The sequence below is a fragment of the Peribacillus sp. NPDC097675 genome, assembly GCF_050277655.1.
Lineage (GTDB): Bacteria > Bacillota > Bacilli > Bacillales > DSM-1321 > Peribacillus.
Genome location: NZ_JBNNSK010000003.1, coordinates 166,365 through 189,280, shown reverse-complemented (window position 1 = coordinate 189,280; position 22,916 = coordinate 166,365). Strand labels below are relative to the sequence as shown.

Below are 22,916 nucleotides of genomic sequence, written 5' to 3'. Positions count from 1 at the left end.
CTCCTATTTCGCTGAATATCTTCTACTGGTCCACCATTGCAAGATATTAATGGTGAGCAGAATCAAAAATGTAATCACTAGCATAACCGTCGCGACAGCCGTTGCCCCTTCATAGTCATACTGTTCAAGCTTTGTCATGATGATCAGGGGGGAAATCTCTGTCTTAAAAGGCATATTGCCGGCAATGAACACAACCGATCCATACTCCCCAAGTGCCCTCGCAAAGGATAGGGCAAATCCCGTCAATATAGCAGGGACCAATTCAGGAAATATTATTTTAATAAATGTCTGCATTCGGTTAGCCCCTAGTGAAGCAGATGCTTCTTCCATCCCCTTTTCTATATTTTCAAGCACGGGTTGAACCATTCTTACAACGAAGGGAAGACCGATAAAAATGAGGGCAATGATAATCCCGATAGGTGTAAAGGCAATCTTGAATCCAAAAAACTGTCCAATCCACCCGTTCGGTGAGTATAAAGTGGTTAATGTAATGCCTGCAACTGCCGTTGGAAGGGCAAAAGGCAAATCGACCAGACCATCGATGATCCGTTTTCCTGGAAACTCATACCTTGTCAAGACCCAGGCAATTAAAACGCCAAAAACCGCATTCACAAAGGCTGCAGTTAGGGCTGTCAAAAAGCTTAATCGATAGGAAGCAACGACCCTGGGTTCAGTGATGGTCTCCCAAAAGTCCTTTAATCCCATTGAAAATGTATTCAAAAAAATCATGGATAGGGGAATTAATACGATAACGGATAAATACAGCAAAGTTAATCCCATCGTCAGCCCAAAACCAGGTATCGTTCTTTTTTTCTTCCGCTTAATTTCAGTCGCTACATTCATGGTATCTCCCCAGCTCTTTCTGCTTAATTAGTGAAGGAGAAGAGGTGAAAAAATCACATCTTCTCCTTTCACTCTTATTTTGGTTGATAGATTTCGTCAAATGTCCCACCATCATTGAAATGCGTTTTCTGGGCTTTACTCCAGCCACCGAACTTCTCGTCAACCGTTACCATATCAATGTCGGCAAACTGTTCTTTGTATTTCGCCAGAATCTTTTCATCCCTTGGACGATAGAAATTCTTGGCGGCTATTTCCTGACCTTCATCCGTATATAAGTATTCTAAATAGGCTTCCGCAACTTTCTTCGTTCCTTTTTTCTCGACCACTTTATCCACGACCGCAACTGGAGGTTCAGCTAAAATACTGATCGAGGGATTCACGATTTCATACTTATCATCACCGAATTCCTTCAGTGTTAGATACGCTTCATTTTCCCAAGCAATTAACACGTCACCGATTTCCCGTTCCACGAATGTAGTCGTCGCACCCCTGGCCCCGGAATCCAAAACTTCAACATTTTGATAAAGTTTTTTCATGAAATCCTTTACTTTGGCTTCGTTATTATTGAACTTCTTCTCAGCAAAAGCCCAAGCGGCCAAGTAATTCCACCTTGCCCCACCACTCGTCTTAGGGTTCGGGGTAATGACAGAAACATCCTTCTTAATCAAGTCATCCCAGTCTTTAATAGCTTTCGGGTTATCTTTTTTCACTAAGAACACGATGGTTGACGTGTAAGGCGTCGAATTTTCCGGTAAGCGTGTTTGCCAATCTTTTGCTAAAAGGTTACTAGCTTCATGAATGGCATCGATATCGTAGGCCAACGCAAGAGTTACGACATCCGCTTCCAATCCATCAATGACCGCTCTCGCTTGTTTACCTGATCCGCCATGCGATTGCTGAATCGTAACATCCTGACCGGATTCTTCCTTCCAATGTTTCGCGAATGATTTATTGTATTCTTGGTACAATTCACGAGTGGGATCATAGGACACATTCAATAATTCAACTGATTTTGGCTTCCCATCTTTTCCTTCAGTCTTTTCAGAGTTACAACCGGCAAGCACACCAAATGCTAAAACCAAGCTTGAAAATGCCAAGATTTTTTTCATAAGTTTTCCCCCTGTTTTTCAACTTTCTTTAAACAAAATAGGCATACTATTCCCTCTTTAAAATCAGGAGATAGTATGCCTTCAGTTTACTGATCAGCAAATATTCTGTTTTCCATTTTTATGTATCATTACCATAAAACAAAGTATCCCAAGTTGTCAACTATGTTTTTTTCTTCACTCTCCTCTTATCTAGTTCATTCAAATGATCCATCATACTGTTAAACCCTTTCCCACAGGGATTTCAGCCTCCACTATAATTTAAATTTTTCTTCATATTTTTTAAAAAATTGCGACTAATCTTTTATGCTCCAAAAATAATCTACATATGAAAAGAACCCATATCACATGAGCGAATGGGTTCTTGCTTTGATTATACTGTATGAGTTTTTTTATATAACTCGTTTTCTATAATATACCGATAACAAAGATCCGGCAGTAAATACCTTGGCTCTCCACCCATACTGAACTCATCTCTTATATATGTTGAACTGATTTCCATGGAGAGGCCTTTATCGATAAAGTGAAAAGTATTGCCATCATCATAGTTTCTCAGCAAAGGGCTCTTGGAGATGACTTTCAGCATATCTATTCCCTCTCGTGCCATGACAATGAATTTATGATTCGCAATCAACTTTTCTCTGAATTTCCAACGGAGATGCACCGGTAATTCCTGATTATCAATATCTTCAAGCAAGTCGGCACCCATGATGAAATAAACCTCATCATCCGGATACTGGGCTTTAAAGTATTCCATCGTATACCACGTATACTGTTTGCTCGTCCCAGCTCGTTCGTTTATCTCATAATCACTCACTTCGAATAGCGGGTTGTCCTTAATGGCCAAGCCTAGCATATTCCAGCGGTGTTCATTGCTTGTTTTCATCTGTTTATCAACCCGGTTATTGGCGCAAGGTAAAAAAATGACCTTATCCAGCTTGGCACGATGAGCGATGGTCGAAGCCGTCCACAAATGTACATTGGTGACAGGATCGAATGAAGATCCATAAATTCCAATCTTGCTCATTTAACCCCTCCTCCCTTAGTCCTTCCTTTTCAACACCGCTCTGACCGGACTGCCATCTCCTTTTTCCAAAGCAAGCGGTAGTGCAATCAAGTCATATAGGCCCGTCTCTACACTTTCTAGAACTAAGCCTTCCAAAATGTGAATGCCAACACTTCCTAAGGCAAGATGCGCAGGTAAGTCTTTACTATCCAGAAAATCCACAGAAGGAAGATCCAACCCTAGCAACTTCACTCCTTTGTCAGCAAGATAAGGTGCTAAATCCGGATCGATCGCTGGAATCTCCATTGGAAAGTGCCTGCGATCCTTCCATTTCCCTGTAGCAAGTATTAATCTTTCAATCCCATTCAGGTCGATGTCAACTAAAGCCTCCACTCCTATGCTTTTATCAACATCGACATGAACAACAAGTGCTGGCCCAATATATAACTCCAAATCGAGCTCGATGATTTTTTTACCTTCATTATCAAAATGAAAAGGGGCGTCAATATGTGTTCCTAAATGTGTACTCATCCTAATTTCCCCAACATTTACTGAGGAACCCATGGTTATTTCGGCATTCAAATGGTAGGAGTAGGGCGTATCTCCTGGCCAACATTGCGTGTGTTCATTCAGCACCTGAGAAATATCTATCCATTTATTCATCCGTTATCTCTCCCATCATTTTACTTACAATTTTGTTCGAAGTGTCCAAAGTTCAGGGAAGAATGGCTGTTCCACCACTTTTTTCAAATAATTTACACCAGTAGAACCCCCTGTTCCCATTCTTTGTCCAATAATCCGCTCTACCGTGCTCATATGATTAAAACGCCAAAACTGCTGCTGGCTGCCTATATCCACTAGTTTTTCAGCCAATTCATATAAATCCCAATATTGGTGCACATCTCGGTATACCGCCAACCAAGCTTGCTCGACACTTTCATTTTCCAAGTAAGGCTCTGACCAATCTCTTTTCAGTATGGATTCATCAATAGAAAGACCCCTCGCAGCTAGTGCTCCAATTGCCGCGTCATAAATACTAGGCTTATTCAAGCTAGCCATTACTGATTCATAAAGGGCAGGCTGATGGCGAAACACGGCCAAGATTCGCTTGTTTTTTTGTCCCATGGCACATTCAATCATTCGGTTTTGAAAGGATTGAAAACCGGATGAGTTACCAAGCTTATCCCTGAATTCCATGTAATCCGATGGGGTCAAGGTGGAGAGCACATTCCATGACTGAACAAGTTGCTGTTGAATTCTTGAAATCCGCGATAACATCTTGAATGAAGGCTCCAACCTTCCCTCCTTGATAAGCTCTGTAGCCGCTGTCAATTCATGAAGAATCAACTTCATCCATAATTCGCTGGTTTGGTGGATAACGATGAATAGCATTTCGTCATGATGTCCGGAAAGCAACCTCTGGCTAGCTAGTACTTGATCCAATTGCAGATAGTCCCCATAGGACATCTCTTTTTCAAAATCCGTAACCATTCCTTCTTCCAAGCGACTCTCTTCCATTGAATCCTTATCCATATAAGCGCCACTCCCCTTACGTTCTTTTTACCTTCATCATCAACATGTAAGTGACACAAAGAAAAATCAACCAAGGAATTCCAAACTGCAGAACGATTTTAAACGATTCAGTGAACCAAGTTGTTATCGTTAAAGCCAATAGTAAAATCGCTCCAAGTATCGTTAAATAAGGATAGCCGTACATTTTCACAGGTAATTGACGCCCTCCTGCTTTTTCCCAGTTTCTCCTGAAAACCAAATGAGAAATGAACACCATGAACCAAGTAAAAATGGCTCCGAACATTGAAATCCCCATCATGAACGCATAGGACGTATCCGGAAGGATGACTTTTATCCCCGCAGCCAGGAAAATGCCCAAAGTCGAGATGAGCAGTGCGCGCACAGGGACCCCTTTTCGGCTTACTTTCCTAAAGAATGCCGGTGCCTGTTTTTGTTCAGATAATGAAAAGACCATTCTTGTGGAGGCATATAACTGACTATTCATCGCCGATAATGCTGCCGTCAAAATGATGAAATTCATGATTCCCGAAGCTCCGGGAATATTTAATATCTCCATGACTTTCACGAACGGACTTACATCCACCCCCGCTTCTTGCCACGGTACGATCATTAACATAAGTCCGATTGTCAGTACATAAAAGGTGGCTAACCTGAAGACGGTTGCCTTTAGAGCCCTTGGTACAGCGACATCCGGGTCTTTCGCTTCTCCTGCCGTTACTGCAATCATTTCTGTTCCTAAAAAGCTGAAGAGCGAGATGAAGATCGCTATCCAGAGACCCCAAAACCCGAATGGCATGAATCCACCGGCATTGACATAGTTCTCCACACCGATACTGGACGCCGGTTCCGCACCAATTACTACGTTTGCTCCAAGTAAGATAAAAATGACGATGGCGCTGACTTTAATCATGGAAAATATATATTCAAAATTCCCAAAAGTATTTACACTCGTCGCATTTACATAGATGAGCAAGGCGGCAAAAATAAAAATCCATACAATCCCTGGCACATCAGGGAACCAGTATTTCATATACACCGCGATGGCGCTGACTTCGACTCCTATGGCAAGGACATTGGCTATCCAATATGAATACCGTACAAGAAAACCTGCAAGTGGACTGATGTACTTCTCGGCAATCGTTCCAAAAGATCCTGAGGTTGGGTAAGCCACTGTTATTTCGGCCAAGCATCCCATCAGTAGCAAAACAATGAACGCACCAACCGCATAGCTAATCAGTACGCTTGGGCCGGCTAATGATATGGCTAGACCGCTTCCTAAAAACAATCCGGTCCCAATGGCACAACCCATTGCAATCATTGTGATTTGATTGGTTGATAACTCTCTTTTCAATTTATTATTTTCCATTTTTTCTTTCCAGACTAGGCGATGATTCCCCGTATATTTTCATAACTCTCATATAACTTCCCTTGCATAATTTTTTTAAGTATCTGTACCGTTTCCCACACTTCCCGATAAGAGGTATAGAGGGAGACAGGCGCGAGACGGATCATGTTCGGTTCGCGGTAATCCGGGATGACACCCTCTTTTTTCAGTGCTTTACATATCCTTGCTGATTCTTGATGCTCGAGGATAATATGGCCACCTCTTTGCTGGTCATCACGAGGGCTGCCTAGTGTAAATCCGTACTCAACCAGTTCGGAATCAATCAAGTCCATCAAATATTGCGTCAAACGTAATGATTTCTTCCGAACCTGTTCGATACCCACTTCGGCAAACATTTCAAGCGAGCCGGCAAGCGGGGCCATGCTTAATATATGTGGAGTTCCAATTTGAAAAGCTCCTGCTGTCTCTGCCTTCGAGAAAGAGTGCAACATATCGAACTGCTTATCCTTTTTTGACCCGAACCAACCAGTCAACCCTGGTCTCTTTTCAAAGTGCTTTCGATTCACATACAAACCGGCGACGCTTCCCGGGCCACCATTCACATGCTTGTAATTACACCAAAATGCAAAGTCGACCTCCCACTCATCAAATTGGTGCGGAACAGCACCAACCGAATGGCAGCCATCAAATCCAATGATGATTCCTCGAGCATGTGCTTCCTTTGTTAATCGTGCCATATCCAGAATCTGCCCGCTGCGATACAAAACCGTCGGCAACACGATCAAAGCTATTTCCTCAGACATTGCAGAGATGATGTCTTCTTCCATAAGAAGTTTACCATCACGGCTCTTTACCTGCACTAAATGTGTTTCTGGATCAAGGCCGTGTAGCAATAGCTGACTTTGAAGCGCATAAATATCACTTGGAAACGTCAGCTCATCCGCCAATATCTTGTTCCTTCCCTCCATTGGTTCAAAAAAAGTTGCCACAAGCTGATGAAGGTTACTAGTCGTCGAACCAGTCAGAATCACTTCATCACTTGCTGCCCCTACCAAAGGAGCACTTAATTCTCCTAATCTCTCAGAGAAATAAAACCAAGGTTCCTCGCCTTCCGTCCAACCCTCGATTCCGTAACTCTTCCAATCTTCCAATGATTTCAATAAACTTTTCTCCGCTCGCTTCGACAATAGCCCTAATGAATTTCCATCCATATAGATTTTCCCAGGATTCAAGTAAAATTCCTCCCGATAATTGGCTAAAGCGTCACCATGGTCCAAATCCCCTGCAAATTCTTTCGTTGATTGAAAATGATATGTACTCATATTTTTCCCCTTTTCTTCCATAAAGATTTTCTTTCATTTATACATCCCTACACCCTCCCAAGCCAAACGAATCATTCTATTGGGATCTTTCTCTATATAATCCCGCTTATTAAAAATCATCGTATAATGATTGATTTCGTCATATTTGGGCCAGATTTCTCCTTCTGGCGGATTGGGGTTTCCATATTTCGCAAAATTAATCCAATGACCTTGAATTCTCTGTGACACTTTCAAGGCTGCACGCTTACCACCGAAAGCAGTCATTCGTTTCCCTAATGCCGAATCAAATGTCTGGAAGACGTATAAAATATCCATTCCATGCGTCGCACCTAGTTTACTAGCTTTTAGAGCAGGGGTTTGGTAATCAAAACGATACATCCATGTTTTATCTTGACGACTATATGCCTCAGCATACCAAACCGAAGGCATATGAAATATGGCATCACGTCCCATACCAAGTGTCGCTTCTTTTTTTGGATAGGATAGATAAGCGCTGGTAATTCTCTCCTCAGCTTCAGGATCTGTATTTTCAAACATTTTATGAATCAATTCTCTGGTTGTAGGAATTAATGGGGGATCCACTTGGTCAAACAAAGTCGCTTCATCCTTGTTTGTACCAATAAGAAGGGGAATACCTGTAGTTGCGCCCGAACGAATCATTTCCAAAGGATAATCGGGTAGAAAATCACCATCAACTACCGGACCAAAGGAGAGCGAGCCAGGGATATCTTGTGAGTTTTGCTGCAATAGAGTATATGAAGCTGCCACAATTTCATGAACAGGAAGTGTTTTTAGAGCGTCTATTTCATTCTCCCCGATACCGAGGATATCAAGAAACTTTTGGCTGAACTGTCGTGCGAAGTCTTTTCCATAAACGGAAGTTGGGGCAGAGCTTTCCACGATAGCCTGTTTAAAAAGCCCTCTTGCAGAAGGTACAGTGAGTAATGTCGTAACGGCATTCCCCCCAGCTGATTCTCCGAATACCGTAACATTGTCCGGGTCCCCTCCAAACGCTTCTATATTCTCCTTTACCCATTTCAGCGCAGCGACTTGATCCCGTAAACCTAAGTTTGATTCAAATGCCCCATCACCTTCAGTCCACTCCGTAAAATCCAAATATCCTAATGCACCTAACCGATAATTGATGCTTACTACCACGATGTCTCCATTTCCAGCTAATATATGTCCATTGTACATATCGATGGATCCCGCCCCCGTAATATAGGCTCCTCCTGGAATCCATACCATGACCGGCCGCTTCTGATTGTCCGCATTAGGAGACCATATATTCAGGAATAAACAATCCTCCTCCATTTTTTCATTGCCTGTCATTCCCAACCGGACAGCACGTTCCATCGGTTGTGGCGGAACTGCACCGTAATCGGTTGCATCCAACACTCCATTCCATTTCTCCACCGGTTCCGGGGAACGAAAACGTAATCCATCGATTGGAGCTTTTGCATACCTGACGCCTCTCCAAACACTTATACCATTTTCGACAGTTCCTTGAAGATGTCCTTTTGTCGTCGTTACAATTGAACCAATCATCCACTCACCCCTTCTAATCGTATACTTATAGTTCTTCTTTTCTCATTCCCTTATCTCCTTCCATTTTGTCGAAAAAAGTTTTCATGGATGCTACGTGAAACACAAAAAAGACCAAAATGGTCTTTTTTGTACAAGGAATAGCGCTTGTTTAAGTAAGCATACTCATGATGCTTAACAAAGATCCTCCTCTAATAGAAAGCTGCCCAACGGCAAATTTCAACTGCTGCTCATCCAGCTTGTCCAAGAGCGGCTTCAATTCAAGAATATCCCGCTCCAAATCTTCTAGGTTTGATGATATCTTTTCGATTTTTGCTAATACCTCTCCCGAATCGACAGATATACCCGACCAGATATGCAGCCGTTCCTTGATTTCGGTAAGGGGCATATTCTGTTCTTTATATCGTTCTATCATACTAAGTCGTTCGAGCGCATCCTCCGTATAATATCGATACCTAGATCCGGTTTTTTCATAGGTAAGCATTCCCAAGTTCGTGTAATAGTCAATGGTTCTCCTTGAAACATTAGCAAGTTCAGCAAGCTGGCCAATCCGATATAACTTCATCCAGACAGTCACCTTCTTTTATAATCTCCTACTACGGTAACTATACCATAATAAACCAAAAAGGTGACTTTAGGTTTAAAGCTATGAGACTACATGATCTGATTTTACATCTACCTGTTGCTTGGCAAAATATAAGGCTTCTTCCTTCGATTTAAAGAAATGCTTTTTTTCTATTTTATGATATAACCCAGTACGGATTAGCAAGTCCTTAGGTTGTTGCTGAATTCCCGAAATCACTAGTTTTCCTTTGTATTTCCTAATGCGATCAACAACGGCTAAAAGTGCGGCCTCGGCTGAGGTATCCATATAGGAAACCCTTCGCATACTCAATACCAAGACGCTCGTCTTATTATCCAGGTTTTCCAATATATTAGATTCCAGTACATCAATGGATCCAAAGAATAAAGGACCTTCCAAATTATAAACATCTATTCTTGATTTCGTACTACCACTAGGAATGATCTCCGGATAAACCTCATGACTTCTTTCTCTGATTTTTAACGAGTGGCTCATCTTGATGATAAAGGTGACAAAGGCAATGACCAATCCGATACCAACGCCCATGATGAGATCGGTTAAAACAGTGACCAGGAATGTCACCAATAATACAATCGAATCAGCCGATTTCGTCTTCAATACATGAGCAAATTCCTTCCGTTCGCTCATGTTCCAAGCAACAAACATCAGTATTGGCGCCATGCTGGCTAAAGGTATATGTGTGGCATAAGGAGATAAGACGAGCAGGACCATCAAGACCACGATGCCATGGATAATCCCTGACATTGGTGAAACAGCTCCAGTCTTGATGTTTGTAGCCGTCCTGGCAATGGCACCTGTAGCCGGGATTCCACCAAAGAATGGTGTAGCCATGTTTGCTATACCTTGACCGACTAATTCCTTATTGCTATCGTGTTTTGAACCACCCATGTTATCTGCCACGGTTGCTGATAACAGAGACTCAATTCCTCCTAATAATGCTATGGTAAGCGCCACCGGGAGAAGATTGATAATGATTTCCACCGAAACCTCTGGCACTTTAAATTCAGGAAAACCTCTTGGAATCGCTCCATATGTCGATCCAATCGTAGCCACTTTATTGGGGAAGAAATAGAAGCTGACTATTGTAGATACAAGTAACCCTAGAAGCGGTCCAGGCACTTTTGGAAGTATTTTCGGTCCAAATAGGATGACGATAAAGCATATAAGGGCTACTCCTATGCTATAAACATTAATCGTTTCCGCTTTAACCACCAGTTCTTTCATATTAGCTAAGAACGCTTCATGTTTCTCCACCTTCATCCCGAAGAAGTTAGCAATTTGCCCAGAAAAGATTATGATTGCAATCCCTGTAGTAAAACCAATAATAACCGGGCGGGGAATGAACTTCATCAGATTCCCCAATCTTAGCAACCCCATCACCACCAGCATAATGCCGGCTAGGAACCCGGCAATGAGTAGACTCTCATATCCATATTGCATAACGATTCCAAATAGCAACGGAACAAAAGCTCCAGTTGGACCGCCGATTTGATACTTTGATCCACCTAAAAGCGAAATCAGAATGCCTGCAAAGATTGTTGTATATAATCCATATATAGGTTCAACTCCTGATGCAATGGAAAAAGCTAGTCCCAGAGGGATGGCTACCACTCCCACCACTAGACCTGCCGTAAGGTCCTTTTGAAAACCTTTCATGTTATATCCTTTAAATCTATTATCCTTTATCATATAACTCACTCACATCCTCTATTTTTTTAGTCATACTATAAATGAAAACGATTATTGAAGATTGTTTTTTACGTATTTGAGGTAGCGTTTTAGTTTCGTATCTTAGAAAAAGAAATAGTGTGAGGGGAGCCTTGAATATTTCCTGTTTACTGTAACCCTATGGGGATTTGATAGATTGAAAGAAGTAACTGTCATACGTAGTCTCCTTTGCCGTGTTTTTTCATGGCTTTAACCATGTTCCAAACATTATATAGTAAAACGTTAAACTGTACATTACATACATTGTAAACATTTTTTTACATTTCATTACGTTTTCATGACAAAATGGGACCATGTTTCTACACTAGTAAATTAGGTGTCGGACATCATAACCAGTTTTAGGAAGATTGAATACGAGACCATATACCTGAACAGATTATCCATTTAAAAACCAGATGAAATGATCGATGTTTTTTGTCTTCTAATGTGGATTGTGTGTCTCCCTTTTCTAAGCTTACCTGTTGAACTTAACTGGTAAGTAACAACAGATGAAAATAAGAAGGATTTTCCAAATGTATGCCGAATATTTAACACAAACCATGGGAGATGATGACTTATAAATGAAAAATGAACTGACATTCAAACGACCTTATTTAATTCTTATCGGACTTGAAATCATCACATTACTTTTTGTATCAATAGGAGCTGCAATCACTGAAATAACAAAAATAAGCAACCCTATTGCGCCATTTATGGGCTTCATTCCGCTAGCACTCCTCTTGATTCTATATTTCACCATAAAAAAGCAATGGCGAACTTTTTATTTTCATTCACTCAGGGATTTAAGGATTCAAGAATGGGTTTTATATGCACCCTTACTCTTCTTCTTGATACTTCTTGTCGTCTTCAACAATGGAATATCTGTTCCATCCTCTTCCTATTTGCTCTTCCTAAGCATGGGCATTATCATGAATGCCTTTGTCGAGGAATCGGTATTTCGCGGCTTGATGATTAAGATTCTTCTGCCAAAGGGAGAAATCAAGGCTATCATCGTTTCAAGTTTATTCTTCGGCTTCGGACACCTTGCCCAAGCATTTCAAAATCCGTCCTTTTCTGTTTTTATACAAGTGTTCTACGCGTTACTGGTAGGTCTGGTTCTAGCCTTATTAGTCGTTCAAACACGATCAATCATCATCCCGATCATCTTTCACTTTCTTCATAACTTTTTGCAATATACCGGACAGAACGTATCGGACGTAGCCACCATACGAATGAACGATTTGATTTTGATCGCCATACTCATTATGTATATAATCGCTTTGCTTATATTTAGGAAAAAGAATATAGGGTCCCATTCTTCCGTTACACTCGATCGATAAGTTTTATCCATAAAAAAAACCCGTCCAGCAACAGGACGGGTTACACGATTATTCACACTCAGTCTACGACTGGAAGCCAGCCTTTAACATTCACCAGTTTCTCCCAAAGCGGATCTGGAATGACTAATTCCTCTTGATCCTTTTTCGAAAGGGTCGTACGGATTTCCTTTTCTTTACCAGACTTGATTTTCTCAATCCAGTATGGTTCCATAAGCAGTTCCCTGCCTAATGCAATGAATGGAACCCCTGTTTCCATGGCTTCTGCCACTTCTTCAGGTGTATGAAGGGCACCTACTCCGACCACTGGAATCCGATTGCCCACTTTTTCATAAATTTTAACGATTCTTGATTCTGTTCTATCACTCTCACGGAATGAGCCGTTCCAGAAATGGCCTACCGATACATGGATATAATCCAGGTTTTGGTTTGCAAGTCGATCGACGAATTGAAGCGTATCATCCAAAGTGATGCCGGGCTCACTGCCCTCTTCAGGCGAAATGCGATAGCCGATAACAAACGGGCTTTTCGCATGTTCTGCCACTGTTTTTTCTACTTCATTAACGATGGAAAGCGGGAAAATCATTCGTTTTCCAAGTGTTCCTCCCCATTTATCTGTGCGACGGTTAGAATGAGGTGAGAAAAATTGCTGCAATAAATACGTATTGGCACCATGTATCTCGACGCCGTCAAAGCCCGCTTCAATGGCTCTTCTCGTTGCTTCACCAAACGCTTTAATCACTTCTTGAATTTCGGCTTCCGTCATTTCACGAGGTACAGGAGCTCCTTCGCTCGAAGCAACGCTGCTTGCAGAAACAGGTTGTTTATCCGGCAATAAATCAGGTGGGCTTTGTCGACCACCATGATAGATTTGCAAAATGGCCTTGGCCCCTTTGCCTTGAATGGTTTCTGCCACTTTTCGGAGAGAAGGGATGAATGCATCGTCATCCGCACTGAATTGCCCCGGGAAGCCTTTTCCACCGGCTATTACATAAGCACATGCCGTAATGACCGTACCGACGCCTGCTGAACGTTCTCCATAATAAGCCAATTCCTCTTCCGTGACGTACCCTTGATCATCTGATGAATAATGAGTCATCGGTGCCAACATGATCCGATTTTTCACTTCAACACCAGAAGAAAATTTATATGGTTGAAAAAGTTTTTCATATAATTCTGTCATGCTTATTTTCCCCCTAAACTATTAATGGTGGTGATGGCCTTGAGGTTCTTTCAACGGATTGGTAATTTCGAACCCTTCTTCCGGCACGTAGAAATATTTGATCCAAATCCCGTCTAAGAATTCTTCACGTGAATCCAGCAATATATCGATGTCCTTATCCGTTTTGACAATTTCATCATGCTCGGTCGGAACGTCAAGCTTCATTTCATAGTGTGCATGATCTCCATGCATATGCGAGATATAGACGCGGATCATTTTTCCTTCTGCGTCTTCGCTACTCAACATATTTTTTAAAACCTTTGCCGCATTTCGGTTAATCTTGCATTGCATATTAATTCCTCCACCAAATGAAATTTCTATGTACTAAAATCCTACCCATTAATAGGTATTCTGTAACATCCATTTATACGCTTTTTCTTGAGTCATGTCTAATATAATGCTTAGTTTCGGTCAGCAGGAAAAACTATGCCTATCTGTTTCCTGGCTTCATCCATGATTTCCATCGTTAATAAAGAATTTGCAAATGAATTCTGTTTCGATTCCGTTTGCCCTTGCTGAATCAGTTCAACAAATTCCTTCGTTTCATAATACATCGGGGGCAAATCCTGTTTAACGGAAAGGCTTTCCCCTGTCCCATCACGATACGTGATGTCGACTGCTTCGGGACTGGATATCTTGTCAATGAGTATGGTGCCTAATTCTCCCTGTATTTCAGAAGGTTGATTGGACTCAGTGATCTTGGAAAATCTCACTGTGGCTTCCATCTCATCGTAGGAAAGCAAAATGGTGCCCTGGCCGTCCACTCCTGATTCTAATAATGTACCAGAGGCCTGGATTTTATTCGGTCTACCAAAAAGAACGACAAGCGGATAAATGGCGTAGATCCCCAAATCCATCAGGGAGCCGCTGGAAAATTCCGGATTGAACGCATTTAGTATCGTTCCCTCTTTATAAGCGTCGTAACGGGAGGAATATTGACAATAGCCTCCTTGGTAACGGCGGACTTTACCGATTTTACCGATGTTTTTCTCGAGGCTTTTGAAACTCGGCATCAGTGTTGATTTCATTGCTTCCATAAGAAGCACTTCATTTTGTTGTGCTGCCTGTATCATTTCCTTCACTTCTGCCACATTCGAAGCTAATGGCTTTTCACATAAAACATGTTTTTTATGCTGTAAAAATAACACCGCTTGTTGGCTATGATGAGAATTGGGACTGGCGATATAGACCGCATCAATTTCAGAGCTGCTCGCCATTTGCTCCAAGTCTGTAAATGTATGTCGGACCCCATACTTTTCCGCAAATTCCTTAGCCTTTTCTTCTGTACGTGAATAGACGGCAGCCAAAGAAAAATCTTCCACGTGTCTTGCCGCATTCAAAAAACGCTCTGTAATCCAATTGGTACCGATAATCCCAAACCGTATCATTGTTGGTTCCCCCTATAAAAAAACTGACTTTGTCCTCAATATAACGATACTATAATAAAAAATAAAGAGAAATGCTATATATTATGGGTTTTAATTGGATTTTTCAGTCTATTTTCCTTTATACTCGTTCTATGACTACTGCCATGATGTTTCTGCATACTACCTTACCGAAAGTAAACTAAAAAAGGAGATTGTGAAATCAATGACAGATCTGATGAAGAATAAAGTAGCGATCATCACAGGTGGCGGATCGGGAATAGGCCGAGGTGCAGCCCTAAAGCTTGCAGAAAATGGTGCGAATATTGTGTTTTTTGACCGTACAGTTGAAAATGCCCAAAAGGTTAAGGAAGAAGTGGAAAACCTCGGAAGTGAGGCGTTAATCATCAAAACGGATGTTTCTCAACCCGAACAGGTCGAGAAGGCTTTCCAGGCTGCCTTCGAACATTTTGGCAAAATCGATTTCGTTTTTGCCAATGCTGGCATCAACGGGGTGATTGCGCCCATTGAAGATATCAAGCCTGAAGATTGGGATCAAACACTCAGCATCAACCTGAAAGGCACCTTCCTTACCATTAAGTACGCCATTCCCTATATGAAGGAAACTGGCGGCAGTATCACCATTAACAGTTCCATTAACGGGAACCGCTTCTTCAAGAACTTCGGCTTCTCTGCATATAGTTCATCCAAAGCAGGTCAGGTCGCTTTTGGCAAGATGGCGGCACTCGAATTGGCCAAGTATAAAATTCGCGTCAATATCATCTGCCCAGGCTCCATCGATACGAACATCCACGACAATACTTATCCGGAAGATGAAAACTTGGAAAAAATCAAAATCCCGATTGAATACCCTGAAGGTTCTCAGCCACTCGCCAGGAAAGCTGGTACTATCGAACAAGCAGGTGACCTTGTTTTATTTCTTGCGTCAGACATGTCCTCCCACGTTACAGGAACCGAAGTGTATATTGACGGAGCGGAATCCCTATTATAAGAAACGAATAAATAGAGAGGCAGATACGTTGATTTTTATAACGTGCCTGCCTCTTCATTTTTGTGTGATTATAGAGTAATATCCGAAAAAAAAGATAATATATTCCCGTAGCAGTCTTTATTCTTCAACCGCTTTTCTCATGCCCCCTCTTGCAATGAATAGATAAGAAGACATTGCGATAACGTGACAACTCACCATCACAATCCCCATCGGCAGAGGTGAATCATCTCCGCCAATTCCGACTAAGGGGGCCATGAACGAACCTAGTACAAATGGGAAAAGACCTATTAAAGCTGAAGCACTTCCAGCTGTTTTCTTCTGATCCTGCATCGCTAATGCAAAACTGGTTGTTCCCACTATTCCAACGCTGGAAACGGATAGAAATAAAGCTATTAAAATTCCTGCATTCCCCACTCCTAGAATGATAGAGACGAGTAGGAATATCCCTCCAAATAATGCAAGGCATAACCCTATCTGAAGGAGTCTTTCTTCTTTTATCTTCCCAGCCAGTCTACCAGTCACCTGGGAAGCAATGATGATTCCCATCCCATTTATCGCAAAAATCACGCTGAATGTTTGCGGGGTGATATCATAGATATTTTGGAGTATAAAAGGGGAGCCTGAGATATACGCAAACATAGCAGCCGTAACAAATCCTTGAGAAAAGGCATATCCCATAAACACACGATTTTTCAATAAATCTCCGAAAGTTCGCATTGTATTGGTTACTCCCCCAACACTCCGCAAATCTTCCGAGAGCGTTTCCTTTATTCCCCAAAAAGCAGCAGCAACCATAAGAACACTTAGCGCACAAATGACGACGAAAACGCCTCGCCAAGATGTGAACTGTAGCAGCTGCCCACCGAAAACAGGTGCCAAAATCGGTGCTGCCCCGTTAACTAGCATTAACATTGAAAAGAACTTGGTCAAATCCGTACCAGAAAAAAGATCACGGACATTGGCCCGGGAAATGACAATTCCTCCTGCACCGGCAGTCCCCTGGATAAACCGTAATAATAAAAGTATTTCAATAGAAGGAGAAAAAGCGCAAAGCAGTGAAGATACGCTATAAACCGACAAGGAAATAATTAATGGTATCCGTCTTCCCTTCGCATCACTAAGAGGGCCTAAATATATCTGACCTAATGCCAAGCCTAATAAACAAGCGGTCAAGCTGAGCTGAGCCAAAGACGTAGTGCTTTTAAGATCATTTGCAAGCGTAGGCAGACCTGGCAAATACATATCAAGTGATAATGGGCCGATTGCTGCAAAGGAACCGAGCATGAGTGCCAACCATAACTTTTTAGTTGTCTTCATCTTGTTATTTTCGTAAATTGCATCTCGCAATTCCATTAAAATTACCCGTTCCCTTTCAACATGGTCAAAATCTCTGGATTCACTAGATTGCCAGGAGTGTCTCCCGTTAGGCCGGCCAGCAAATTATCCGCAGCAAGAGAAGCCATTTTCATCCTTGTTGCAATGCTTGCACTCCCGATATGAGGTAGAGTCACAACATTGGGCAGGGTCAAAAGAGGGTGATCTAGTGGAACAGGTTCATCCTCGAACACATCCAACCCGGCTGCCCAAATTTCATGGTTTACTAAAGCCTGATACAGTGCGTGTTCATCCACGATGTCACCCCTTGCCGTATTAATGAGTACGGACGTTTCTTTCATTAAAGCTAATTGCTCTGCACCGATCATGTAGCTAGTTTGGGAGGTAAGTGGCACCATGACACAGACAAAATCCGACTTCTTAAGAAGCTCTTCGAGTGAAACAAATTCGATTCCTAACTCTTTTTCCTCATCATATTTACGGCTCCGATTATAGTAAAGAAGATTCATATCAAATCCTTTTGCCCTTTTTGCCAATGCTTTTCCGATCCTACCTAATCCGATGATTCCCAACGTTGCATCGTGTACATCCTGTCCTGTCAACTGCATGGGGGACCATGATTTCCATTGACCGTTTTTGAGATAGTCCGTTGCCTCTATCAGCCTTCTAGCCGTTGCAAGCAGCAAGCCAAATGTTAAGTCTGCTGTCGTTTCCGTCAGTACCCCCGGCGTATTTGTGACCATGATTCCTTTATCTGTAGCACTTTGTAAATCAATATTGTTATAGCCCACTGCCATATTCGCAATGATTTTCAAGTTGGTTGCCTTCTCTATCAGAGATTCATCTATTTGTTCCGTCAACATACAAAAGAGACCATCCACCTCTTCTATTTCTTTTTCCAGTACCTCTCTCGGGACCGGAATCGCTTCATCCTCCCACATCGATATATCAAGCTTTTGTCTTAGGTCATTCACGATTTGTTCTGGCAATTTTCTCGTTATATACACTTTAGGCTTCATAAATAGCCCCCCTACTTACAGATTGATAGTTATGTACTTTTTACTTCTACAAATAACCATTTCGATATGGAACGCCAATATCCTTCTATTATTAATCATCTCACTAAAGAGAAAAATTTAACAGAAGTGCAATTCTATTCATCTAGTAGACGAAACCATTCACTTTCTCTTAACCTGGAACAGCCCGTTTCCTGACATCTATTTTGACTGTAAACGTAAAAAGGGCTGTTCCGACAAAAGCGGAAGCAACCCTTTCTATATTTTACTTTCTATCCGAGTACATTCAAACTTGCAACGCTAAGAAATCTTGTAGCTGGTCTTTATCCGGATAAGAGGTTTGGGTACCACGTTTTGTCACGCTTAAAGCAGAGAAACCAGTAGCCATCTTGATGGCATGAAGAACGTCTCCATTTTTGACAAAGAAGTGGGCGAAGCACCCAATGAATGAATCTCCCGCTCCTGTAGTATCAATGGCATCTACTTTGTACGCATTGATTCGTTCCACGTGTTCTTCAGTCACCCACATTACCCCACGGCTTCCCATTGTCACGATAACGTTTTTCACCCCTTGTTCGATAAGAGATAAAGCTGCCTCATGAACTTGTTGATCCGTTTCTACTGGCATCTGAGTTAGAATTTCCAATTCGGTTTCATTAGGTATGAAGAAATCACACTTGCAAACATATTCAAAGTCTAGCTCTTTTGAAGCAGGAGCAGGGTTCAATACAACAGGTATTTGATTTTCTTTACCAAAGTCTATGGCCCGATATATAGTCGGTAAAGGAATTTCCAATTGAAGAATGATTAAAGAGCATTTCTTAAGCTTATCAGCCGCTTTGTCAATATCCTCTGGTAGAAGATATTCATTTGCTCCTTTGATGATCAATATCCGGTTCCTTGATTGAGGATCGACAAAAATGGGTGCGACACCGCTTGATGTTCCCGGAACCTTGCTTGTGAATTCCGTATCGATTCCATAACGTTCCAAATTACTGATTGTATTATCTGCAAAAAGATCGTCTCCGACCTTAGTGAGCATCATGACCTTAGAGCCCATTTTAGCTGCGGCCACGGCCTGATTGGCACCTTTTCCTCCACATCCGATTTCAAAACTTGGTGCCTCGAGGGTTTCCCCTTCCTTTGGCATTTGATCAATGTATGAAATTAAATCCACCATATTGGATCCGATAACTGCTATATCCATTTCTAATTCCTCCTTATTTCTTGCCCGTTAGGACTGTAAATGATCTTTCCTCACCTGAATTCAACATGATTAAACTGCCTGTTTTTTCAGCAGCCATGAATCCTTCAGGCCTGCAGGTAGCAGGCAACACAAATGCTCCAACCTGTTGGTCTTCATTAAACAGTAACCACCGAGTAGCATAATTAAATTCATCCGTAGAGAACTTGGTGAAAAATGTAGTTCCGTTTGGTGAAGTCATTTCAAAGCTTGCTTCTTTTTGATGATCCTTCAATCCATCCATGAAGAATACAATTTCCGGGTCATACATATCCGGACGGTCTAAAACTGATATCGGTTTTTTACCTGCAAGGATCTCTTCATTGTACTCCAACCATTTTTATGTAGGATGAACATGATCGGGAATAGATTCACGTAACTCGAACGCGCCATCGGGAATGTTTTGCTTCATCACAGCATTTTTCAAATAAGCATAGTTGGTATGACACATGTATTGTAAAGGCATTTCTGCTCCCGATAAGTTTTTCACATACATGCCCATTTCGATGTGAGCTTCTCCCCTATACATCTCTACAATAGGTTTAGCGATGTAATGGTGTCCGAACCCTTTTACATATTCAGTTGACCCACCAATTTTCACAGCATTTTCTGTAATCTCTATCCAGGCACGATCCATATTGGCACATGCCATCTCACCATGTAAGAGATGATTGTCATTAGGTCCTGGACAACCATTGCTTAGCAAACCGGAATGAAAAGCAAAACATCCATATGTATCAACAATTTCATTTACTTGTTTCGGTTGAGAGAACATATTTTTCATCTTAAGATCAATTCCGTCAAAGACTAAATCCCACACGATTTGTCCTAAATAAGGCAGAACCACCATCTTCCCACGGGAGTTTCTTAGTTCTATCGCTTCCACTCCAGATGGATAACGAAACAAAGTAACAGTAAACTCAGCATTTCTATAAAATACTGTAGGGTTTTCTTTGAAGAACCCTCTTTGTAGTTCAATCGTTCCTATCATACTATTCTTCCTCCCCTTCGAACAACAGCTAACAGGGTCTCCCTTAGGAAACCCTGTTGCCCCTTGCGTTCCCTGCCTCATTTTATACGTAGGTATGTACTCATTTAAGCAATATTTTCACCTGTTTGTTCCGAAACTTTCTTCATTTTGGCATTCCTTTTCATTTCTTTGAAAAAGTGAACCCCTATATATACAAAGCATAACATCGAAACAACGAAGGCATATTGCATGGAGCCTACGCTATCGGACACCAACCCTTGAAGAGCTGGTATGACCGCTCCACCCACAATGGACATAACCAAGATGGCACCAGCTGTTTCTGTATATTTCTTATCAACAACCGCAAGCGTTTCAGCAAAAATCGTCGCCCAGCATGGTCCAAAGAGCATACTAACAATAATGGCGGCATATACAGCAGTCATATTCGGTACGAGTGCTACGTAAGCCAACAAAACTGAACCGATTACAGAATAGACAACCAAGATCTTTGATGATGAGAATCGAGCTAACAAGAAGTTTGCAATGAACTTTCCAATAAAGAATCCTATAAAACTATAAATCATAAAGTTCGAAGCTGTTCTTTCATTAATATTGGGATTTAAATGTAAGGCCAACCTAATCGTGAAAGCCCAAACCGTTGTTTGCATCCCTACATATAAGAACTGTGCGATGATCCCATTTCGAAATCTTTTATTTCCAGCCAAGTACTTCAAGGCCTTTAAACCGTTAGGAGACCGTTTAGTGGAATCTTTTATGCTTTCTTCCGGTTTGCATGTTGGAAATTTAGTGACAAGGAAGAGCACCAGCACTCCGACCAATATGAAAATCATATATTTATATGGCTCTAATGTATGCTGCAACATCTCAATTCCAAACGCCTGTGCATCGGCAGGAGACATTTTAGACATTTGAACATGAAGGCTTTCACCTTCCTGGAAAACCAGATATTTCCCGAGTAAAATCCCCAAAATGGATCCTACCGGATAAAAGGTTTGGCTAATATTCAAACGGAGTGTAGAATATTGCTTCGGACCTATCATGGAACTATAGGTGTTGGCTGCTGTTTCAAGGAAACCCAAACCGATCGCTATAGCAAAAAGTGCAAACAAGAACATCGTATAGGTCGCCAAGTGTGACGCTGGGAAGAATAGAGAACACCCAACGATATAGAAGCATAGCCCAGTTATGATGGCAATCTTATAATTCGTCTTCTTAATGACCATCGATGCTGGAATGGCTACCAAGAAATAGCCTCCGTAAAAAGCACTCTGCACTAAAGCGCTGGCGAAATCGCTTAATTCGAACACACTTTTGAATTGAGTAATCAATATATCATTCAAACTAGCCGCTACGGCCCACATGGAAAAGAGTGTGGACAACAGGATGAATTGTAGAATAGGAGTCCGATTAAGGTATCCATCCGACATTTGAATTATTTTTGTTTTTGCCATATTTTAATCTCCTTATTCAAGTAAGAACCCCTACTGATATTTTCTCGTTGTGTTCAAATGCATCAGTTCCCTAACGATGATAAAGATTGGATAGCCTAGATTAATAGCCTCCGTTCACTACTTCCCCTTGCATGATCTTCACTCCGGAACTTGCACCAATACGGGTAGCGCCAGCCAGCTCCATATTTTCTAAGTCTTTTTTATCTCGGATTCCCCCAGAAGCCTTTACACCTAAGTTCGGTCCAACCACTTTTCTCATTAATGTAACGTCTTCGACAGTGGCTCCACCCGTTGAAAATCCGGTTGATGTTTTAACGAAATCAGCACCCGCATTTACAGCCAATTGACAAGCACGAACCTTTTCTTCTTCTGTTAACAAGCATGTTTCAATGATTACTTTTAGAAGAGCTTTACCATGGGCAGCCTTAGCAACCGCTTTCATATCAGCTTCAACAGCTTCGTCGTTTCCAGATTTCAATAGCCCTATATTGATTACCATATCTACTTCTTCCGCTCCGTTTGAAATCGCGTCTTGCGTTTCAAAAACTTTAACGGCTGTAGTGGACGCCCCTAAAGGAAAGCCAATAACCGTACATACCTTTACTTCACTTCCTTTTAATTCTTTCGCTGCAAGTGATACCCATTGCGGATTCACACAGACAGATGCAAAACCATATTCCTTTGCTTCTTCTGCTAATCTAACAATTTCCTTTTCTGTTGCTTCCGGTTTCAGTAAAGTGTGATCAATTAATTTAGCTTTATTCATTTTTAATGGCCCCTCATTCTATTATTTTTTAACTATCAAATTTTTCATATTCTTTTAATTTTTCAATAAGAAAAGCGCTTTCACAACCAAATAGTACCATGAACTGGAACATATGTAAATTTTAATTTGAAATTTTGTTCAATTATTTTTTCAAACCCTTTGGATAAC

The 22,916-nt window shown here is 41.5% G+C and carries 22 protein-coding genes; 2 read left to right on the top strand and 20 right to left on the bottom strand.

What is annotated here, in order from left to right:
- Positions 1-3 precede the first annotated feature (3 nt).
- The 10 genes from cysT to ACQKL5_RS06320 form a co-directional block, all read right to left on the bottom strand.
- Entirely contained in the window at positions 4-843 is an 840-nt protein-coding gene (gene cysT, locus ACQKL5_RS06365; RefSeq protein ID WP_427607303.1) for a sulfate ABC transporter permease subunit CysT, read from the bottom strand.
- 74 nt (positions 844-917) lie between these two features.
- Positions 918-1,952, bottom strand: coding sequence for a sulfate ABC transporter substrate-binding protein (locus ACQKL5_RS06360; protein WP_427607302.1), 1,035 nt, complete (start codon positions 1,950-1,952; stop codon positions 918-920).
- 370 nt (positions 1,953-2,322) lie between these two features.
- Positions 2,323-2,976 (bottom strand): nicotinate (nicotinamide) nucleotide adenylyltransferase, encoded by a 654-nt coding sequence (gene nadD / locus ACQKL5_RS06355; protein WP_427607301.1) that lies wholly within the window; start codon positions 2,974-2,976, stop codon positions 2,323-2,325.
- Positions 2,977-2,991: 15 nt separating this feature from the next.
- Positions 2,992-3,618: an arylformamidase gene (gene kynB / locus ACQKL5_RS06350; RefSeq protein ID WP_427607299.1), complete on the bottom strand. Its 627-nt coding sequence runs from the start codon at positions 3,616-3,618 to the stop codon at positions 2,992-2,994.
- Between the two features lie 24 nt (positions 3,619-3,642).
- Positions 3,643-4,488 carry a tryptophan 2,3-dioxygenase gene (gene kynA, locus ACQKL5_RS06345; protein WP_427607297.1) on the bottom strand — a complete coding sequence of 282 codons (846 nt, stop codon included), beginning with the start codon at positions 4,486-4,488 and terminating at the stop codon, positions 3,643-3,645.
- Between the two features lie 16 nt (positions 4,489-4,504).
- The gene (locus ACQKL5_RS06340) at positions 4,505-5,854 is read right to left on the bottom strand and encodes an amino acid permease (RefSeq protein WP_427607295.1); all 1,350 of its coding nucleotides are present in this window, start codon (positions 5,852-5,854) and stop codon (positions 4,505-4,507) included.
- Between the two features lie 14 nt (positions 5,855-5,868).
- A complete protein-coding gene (kynU, locus tag ACQKL5_RS06335) occupies positions 5,869-7,155 on the bottom strand; it encodes a kynureninase (RefSeq protein WP_427607293.1) in 1,287 nt (428 codons plus the stop codon).
- Positions 7,156-7,188: 33 nt separating this feature from the next.
- Positions 7,189-8,703 carry a carboxylesterase/lipase family protein gene (locus ACQKL5_RS06330; protein ID WP_427607291.1) on the bottom strand — a complete coding sequence of 505 codons (1,515 nt, stop codon included), beginning with the start codon at positions 8,701-8,703 and terminating at the stop codon, positions 7,189-7,191.
- Positions 8,704-8,851: 148 nt separating this feature from the next.
- On the bottom strand, positions 8,852-9,265 hold the full coding sequence (locus ACQKL5_RS06325; protein ID WP_427607289.1) for a MerR family transcriptional regulator: 414 nt from the start codon (positions 9,263-9,265) through the stop codon (positions 8,852-8,854).
- A gap of 81 nt (positions 9,266-9,346) precedes the next feature.
- A complete protein-coding gene (locus ACQKL5_RS06320; RefSeq protein WP_427607287.1) occupies positions 9,347-10,993 on the bottom strand; it encodes a SulP family inorganic anion transporter in 1,647 nt (548 codons plus the stop codon).
- A gap of 599 nt (positions 10,994-11,592) precedes the next feature.
- Here ACQKL5_RS06320 and ACQKL5_RS06315 point away from each other — a divergent pair.
- Positions 11,593-12,351: a CPBP family intramembrane glutamic endopeptidase gene (locus tag ACQKL5_RS06315; protein ID WP_427607286.1), complete on the top strand. Its 759-nt coding sequence runs from the start codon at positions 11,593-11,595 to the stop codon at positions 12,349-12,351.
- A 58-nt stretch (positions 12,352-12,409) separates the two neighbouring features.
- On the opposite strand, the gene ACQKL5_RS06310 is transcribed toward ACQKL5_RS06315, so the two are convergent.
- The 3 genes from ACQKL5_RS06310 to ACQKL5_RS06300 all read right to left on the bottom strand — a co-directional run bounded on the left by ACQKL5_RS06310 (position 12,410) and on the right by ACQKL5_RS06300 (position 14,958).
- Complete coding sequence (locus ACQKL5_RS06310) at positions 12,410-13,531, bottom strand: NADH-dependent flavin oxidoreductase (RefSeq protein WP_427607285.1); 1,122 nt, start codon at positions 13,529-13,531, stop codon at positions 12,410-12,412.
- A gap of 21 nt (positions 13,532-13,552) precedes the next feature.
- Entirely contained in the window at positions 13,553-13,861 is a 309-nt protein-coding gene (locus tag ACQKL5_RS06305; RefSeq protein WP_427607283.1) for an iron-sulfur cluster assembly accessory protein, read from the bottom strand.
- Positions 13,862-13,971: 110 nt separating this feature from the next.
- Complete coding sequence (locus ACQKL5_RS06300) at positions 13,972-14,958, bottom strand: Gfo/Idh/MocA family protein (protein ID WP_427607281.1); 987 nt, start codon at positions 14,956-14,958, stop codon at positions 13,972-13,974.
- A 202-nt stretch (positions 14,959-15,160) separates the two neighbouring features.
- Here ACQKL5_RS06300 and ACQKL5_RS06295 point away from each other — a divergent pair, with 202 nt between their 5' ends.
- Positions 15,161-15,946: an SDR family oxidoreductase gene (locus ACQKL5_RS06295; RefSeq protein ID WP_427607279.1), complete on the top strand. Its 786-nt coding sequence runs from the start codon at positions 15,161-15,163 to the stop codon at positions 15,944-15,946.
- Positions 15,947-16,063: 117 nt separating this feature from the next.
- On the opposite strand, the gene ACQKL5_RS06290 is transcribed toward ACQKL5_RS06295, so the two are convergent.
- The 7 genes from ACQKL5_RS06290 to deoC all read right to left on the bottom strand — a co-directional run bounded on the left by ACQKL5_RS06290 (position 16,064) and on the right by deoC (position 22,748).
- A complete protein-coding gene (locus ACQKL5_RS06290) occupies positions 16,064-17,299 on the bottom strand; it encodes a multidrug effflux MFS transporter (RefSeq protein ID WP_427607277.1) in 1,236 nt (411 codons plus the stop codon).
- 5 nt (positions 17,300-17,304) lie between these two features.
- Positions 17,305-18,300 carry a 2-hydroxyacid dehydrogenase gene (locus ACQKL5_RS06285; RefSeq protein WP_427607276.1) on the bottom strand — a complete coding sequence of 332 codons (996 nt, stop codon included), beginning with the start codon at positions 18,298-18,300 and terminating at the stop codon, positions 17,305-17,307.
- Between the two features lie 283 nt (positions 18,301-18,583).
- Complete coding sequence (gene rbsK / locus ACQKL5_RS06280) at positions 18,584-19,504, bottom strand: ribokinase (protein ID WP_427607275.1); 921 nt, start codon at positions 19,502-19,504, stop codon at positions 18,584-18,586.
- Between the two features lie 13 nt (positions 19,505-19,517).
- Entirely contained in the window at positions 19,518-19,874 is a 357-nt protein-coding gene (locus ACQKL5_RS06275; RefSeq protein ID WP_427607273.1) for a DUF4432 family protein, read from the bottom strand.
- A 6-nt stretch (positions 19,875-19,880) separates the two neighbouring features.
- Positions 19,881-20,531 (bottom strand): hypothetical protein, encoded by a 651-nt coding sequence (locus ACQKL5_RS06270; protein ID WP_427607271.1) that lies wholly within the window; start codon positions 20,529-20,531, stop codon positions 19,881-19,883.
- A 104-nt stretch (positions 20,532-20,635) separates the two neighbouring features.
- Positions 20,636-21,982 (bottom strand): L-fucose:H+ symporter permease, encoded by a 1,347-nt coding sequence (fucP, locus tag ACQKL5_RS06265; RefSeq protein WP_427607270.1) that lies wholly within the window; start codon positions 21,980-21,982, stop codon positions 20,636-20,638.
- Positions 21,983-22,082: 100 nt separating this feature from the next.
- Complete coding sequence (deoC, locus tag ACQKL5_RS06260; protein ID WP_427607269.1) at positions 22,083-22,748, bottom strand: deoxyribose-phosphate aldolase; 666 nt, start codon at positions 22,746-22,748, stop codon at positions 22,083-22,085.
- Positions 22,749-22,916 lie beyond the last annotated feature (168 nt).

Coding starts and splice junctions, on each gene's coding strand:
- cysT (WP_427607303.1), bottom strand. CDS start 843: ATGAATGTAGCGACTGAAATTAAGCGGAAGAAAAAAAGAACGATACCT.
- ACQKL5_RS06360 (WP_427607302.1), bottom strand. CDS start 1,952: ATGAAAAAAATCTTGGCATTTTCAAGCTTGGTTTTAGCATTTGGTGTG.
- nadD (WP_427607301.1), bottom strand. CDS start 2,976: ATGAGCAAGATTGGAATTTATGGATCTTCATTCGATCCTGTCACCAAT.
- kynB (WP_427607299.1), bottom strand. CDS start 3,618: ATGAATAAATGGATAGATATTTCTCAGGTGCTGAATGAACACACGCAA.
- kynA (WP_427607297.1), bottom strand. CDS start 4,488: ATGGATAAGGATTCAATGGAAGAGAGTCGCTTGGAAGAAGGAATGGTT.
- ACQKL5_RS06340 (WP_427607295.1), bottom strand. CDS start 5,854: ATGGAAAATAATAAATTGAAAAGAGAGTTATCAACCAATCAAATCACA.
- kynU (WP_427607293.1), bottom strand. CDS start 7,155: ATGAGTACATATCATTTTCAATCAACGAAAGAATTTGCAGGGGATTTG.
- ACQKL5_RS06330 (WP_427607291.1), bottom strand. CDS start 8,703: ATGATTGGTTCAATTGTAACGACGACAAAAGGACATCTTCAAGGAACT.
- ACQKL5_RS06325 (WP_427607289.1), bottom strand. CDS start 9,265: ATGAAGTTATATCGGATTGGCCAGCTTGCTGAACTTGCTAATGTTTCA.
- ACQKL5_RS06320 (WP_427607287.1), bottom strand. CDS start 10,993: ATGATAAAGGATAATAGATTTAAAGGATATAACATGAAAGGTTTTCAA.
- ACQKL5_RS06315 (WP_427607286.1), top strand. CDS start 11,593: ATGAAAAATGAACTGACATTCAAACGACCTTATTTAATTCTTATCGGA.
- ACQKL5_RS06310 (WP_427607285.1), bottom strand. CDS start 13,531: ATGACAGAATTATATGAAAAACTTTTTCAACCATATAAATTTTCTTCT.
- ACQKL5_RS06305 (WP_427607283.1), bottom strand. CDS start 13,861: ATGCAATGCAAGATTAACCGAAATGCGGCAAAGGTTTTAAAAAATATG.
- ACQKL5_RS06300 (WP_427607281.1), bottom strand. CDS start 14,958: ATGATACGGTTTGGGATTATCGGTACCAATTGGATTACAGAGCGTTTT.
- ACQKL5_RS06295 (WP_427607279.1), top strand. CDS start 15,161: ATGACAGATCTGATGAAGAATAAAGTAGCGATCATCACAGGTGGCGGA.
- ACQKL5_RS06290 (WP_427607277.1), bottom strand. CDS start 17,299: ATGGAATTGCGAGATGCAATTTACGAAAATAACAAGATGAAGACAACT.
- ACQKL5_RS06285 (WP_427607276.1), bottom strand. CDS start 18,300: ATGAAGCCTAAAGTGTATATAACGAGAAAATTGCCAGAACAAATCGTG.
- rbsK (WP_427607275.1), bottom strand. CDS start 19,504: ATGGATATAGCAGTTATCGGATCCAATATGGTGGATTTAATTTCATAC.
- ACQKL5_RS06270 (WP_427607271.1), bottom strand. CDS start 20,531: ATGATAGGAACGATTGAACTACAAAGAGGGTTCTTCAAAGAAAACCCT.
- fucP (WP_427607270.1), bottom strand. CDS start 21,982: ATGGCAAAAACAAAAATAATTCAAATGTCGGATGGATACCTTAATCGG.
- deoC (WP_427607269.1), bottom strand. CDS start 22,748: ATGAATAAAGCTAAATTAATTGATCACACTTTACTGAAACCGGAAGCA.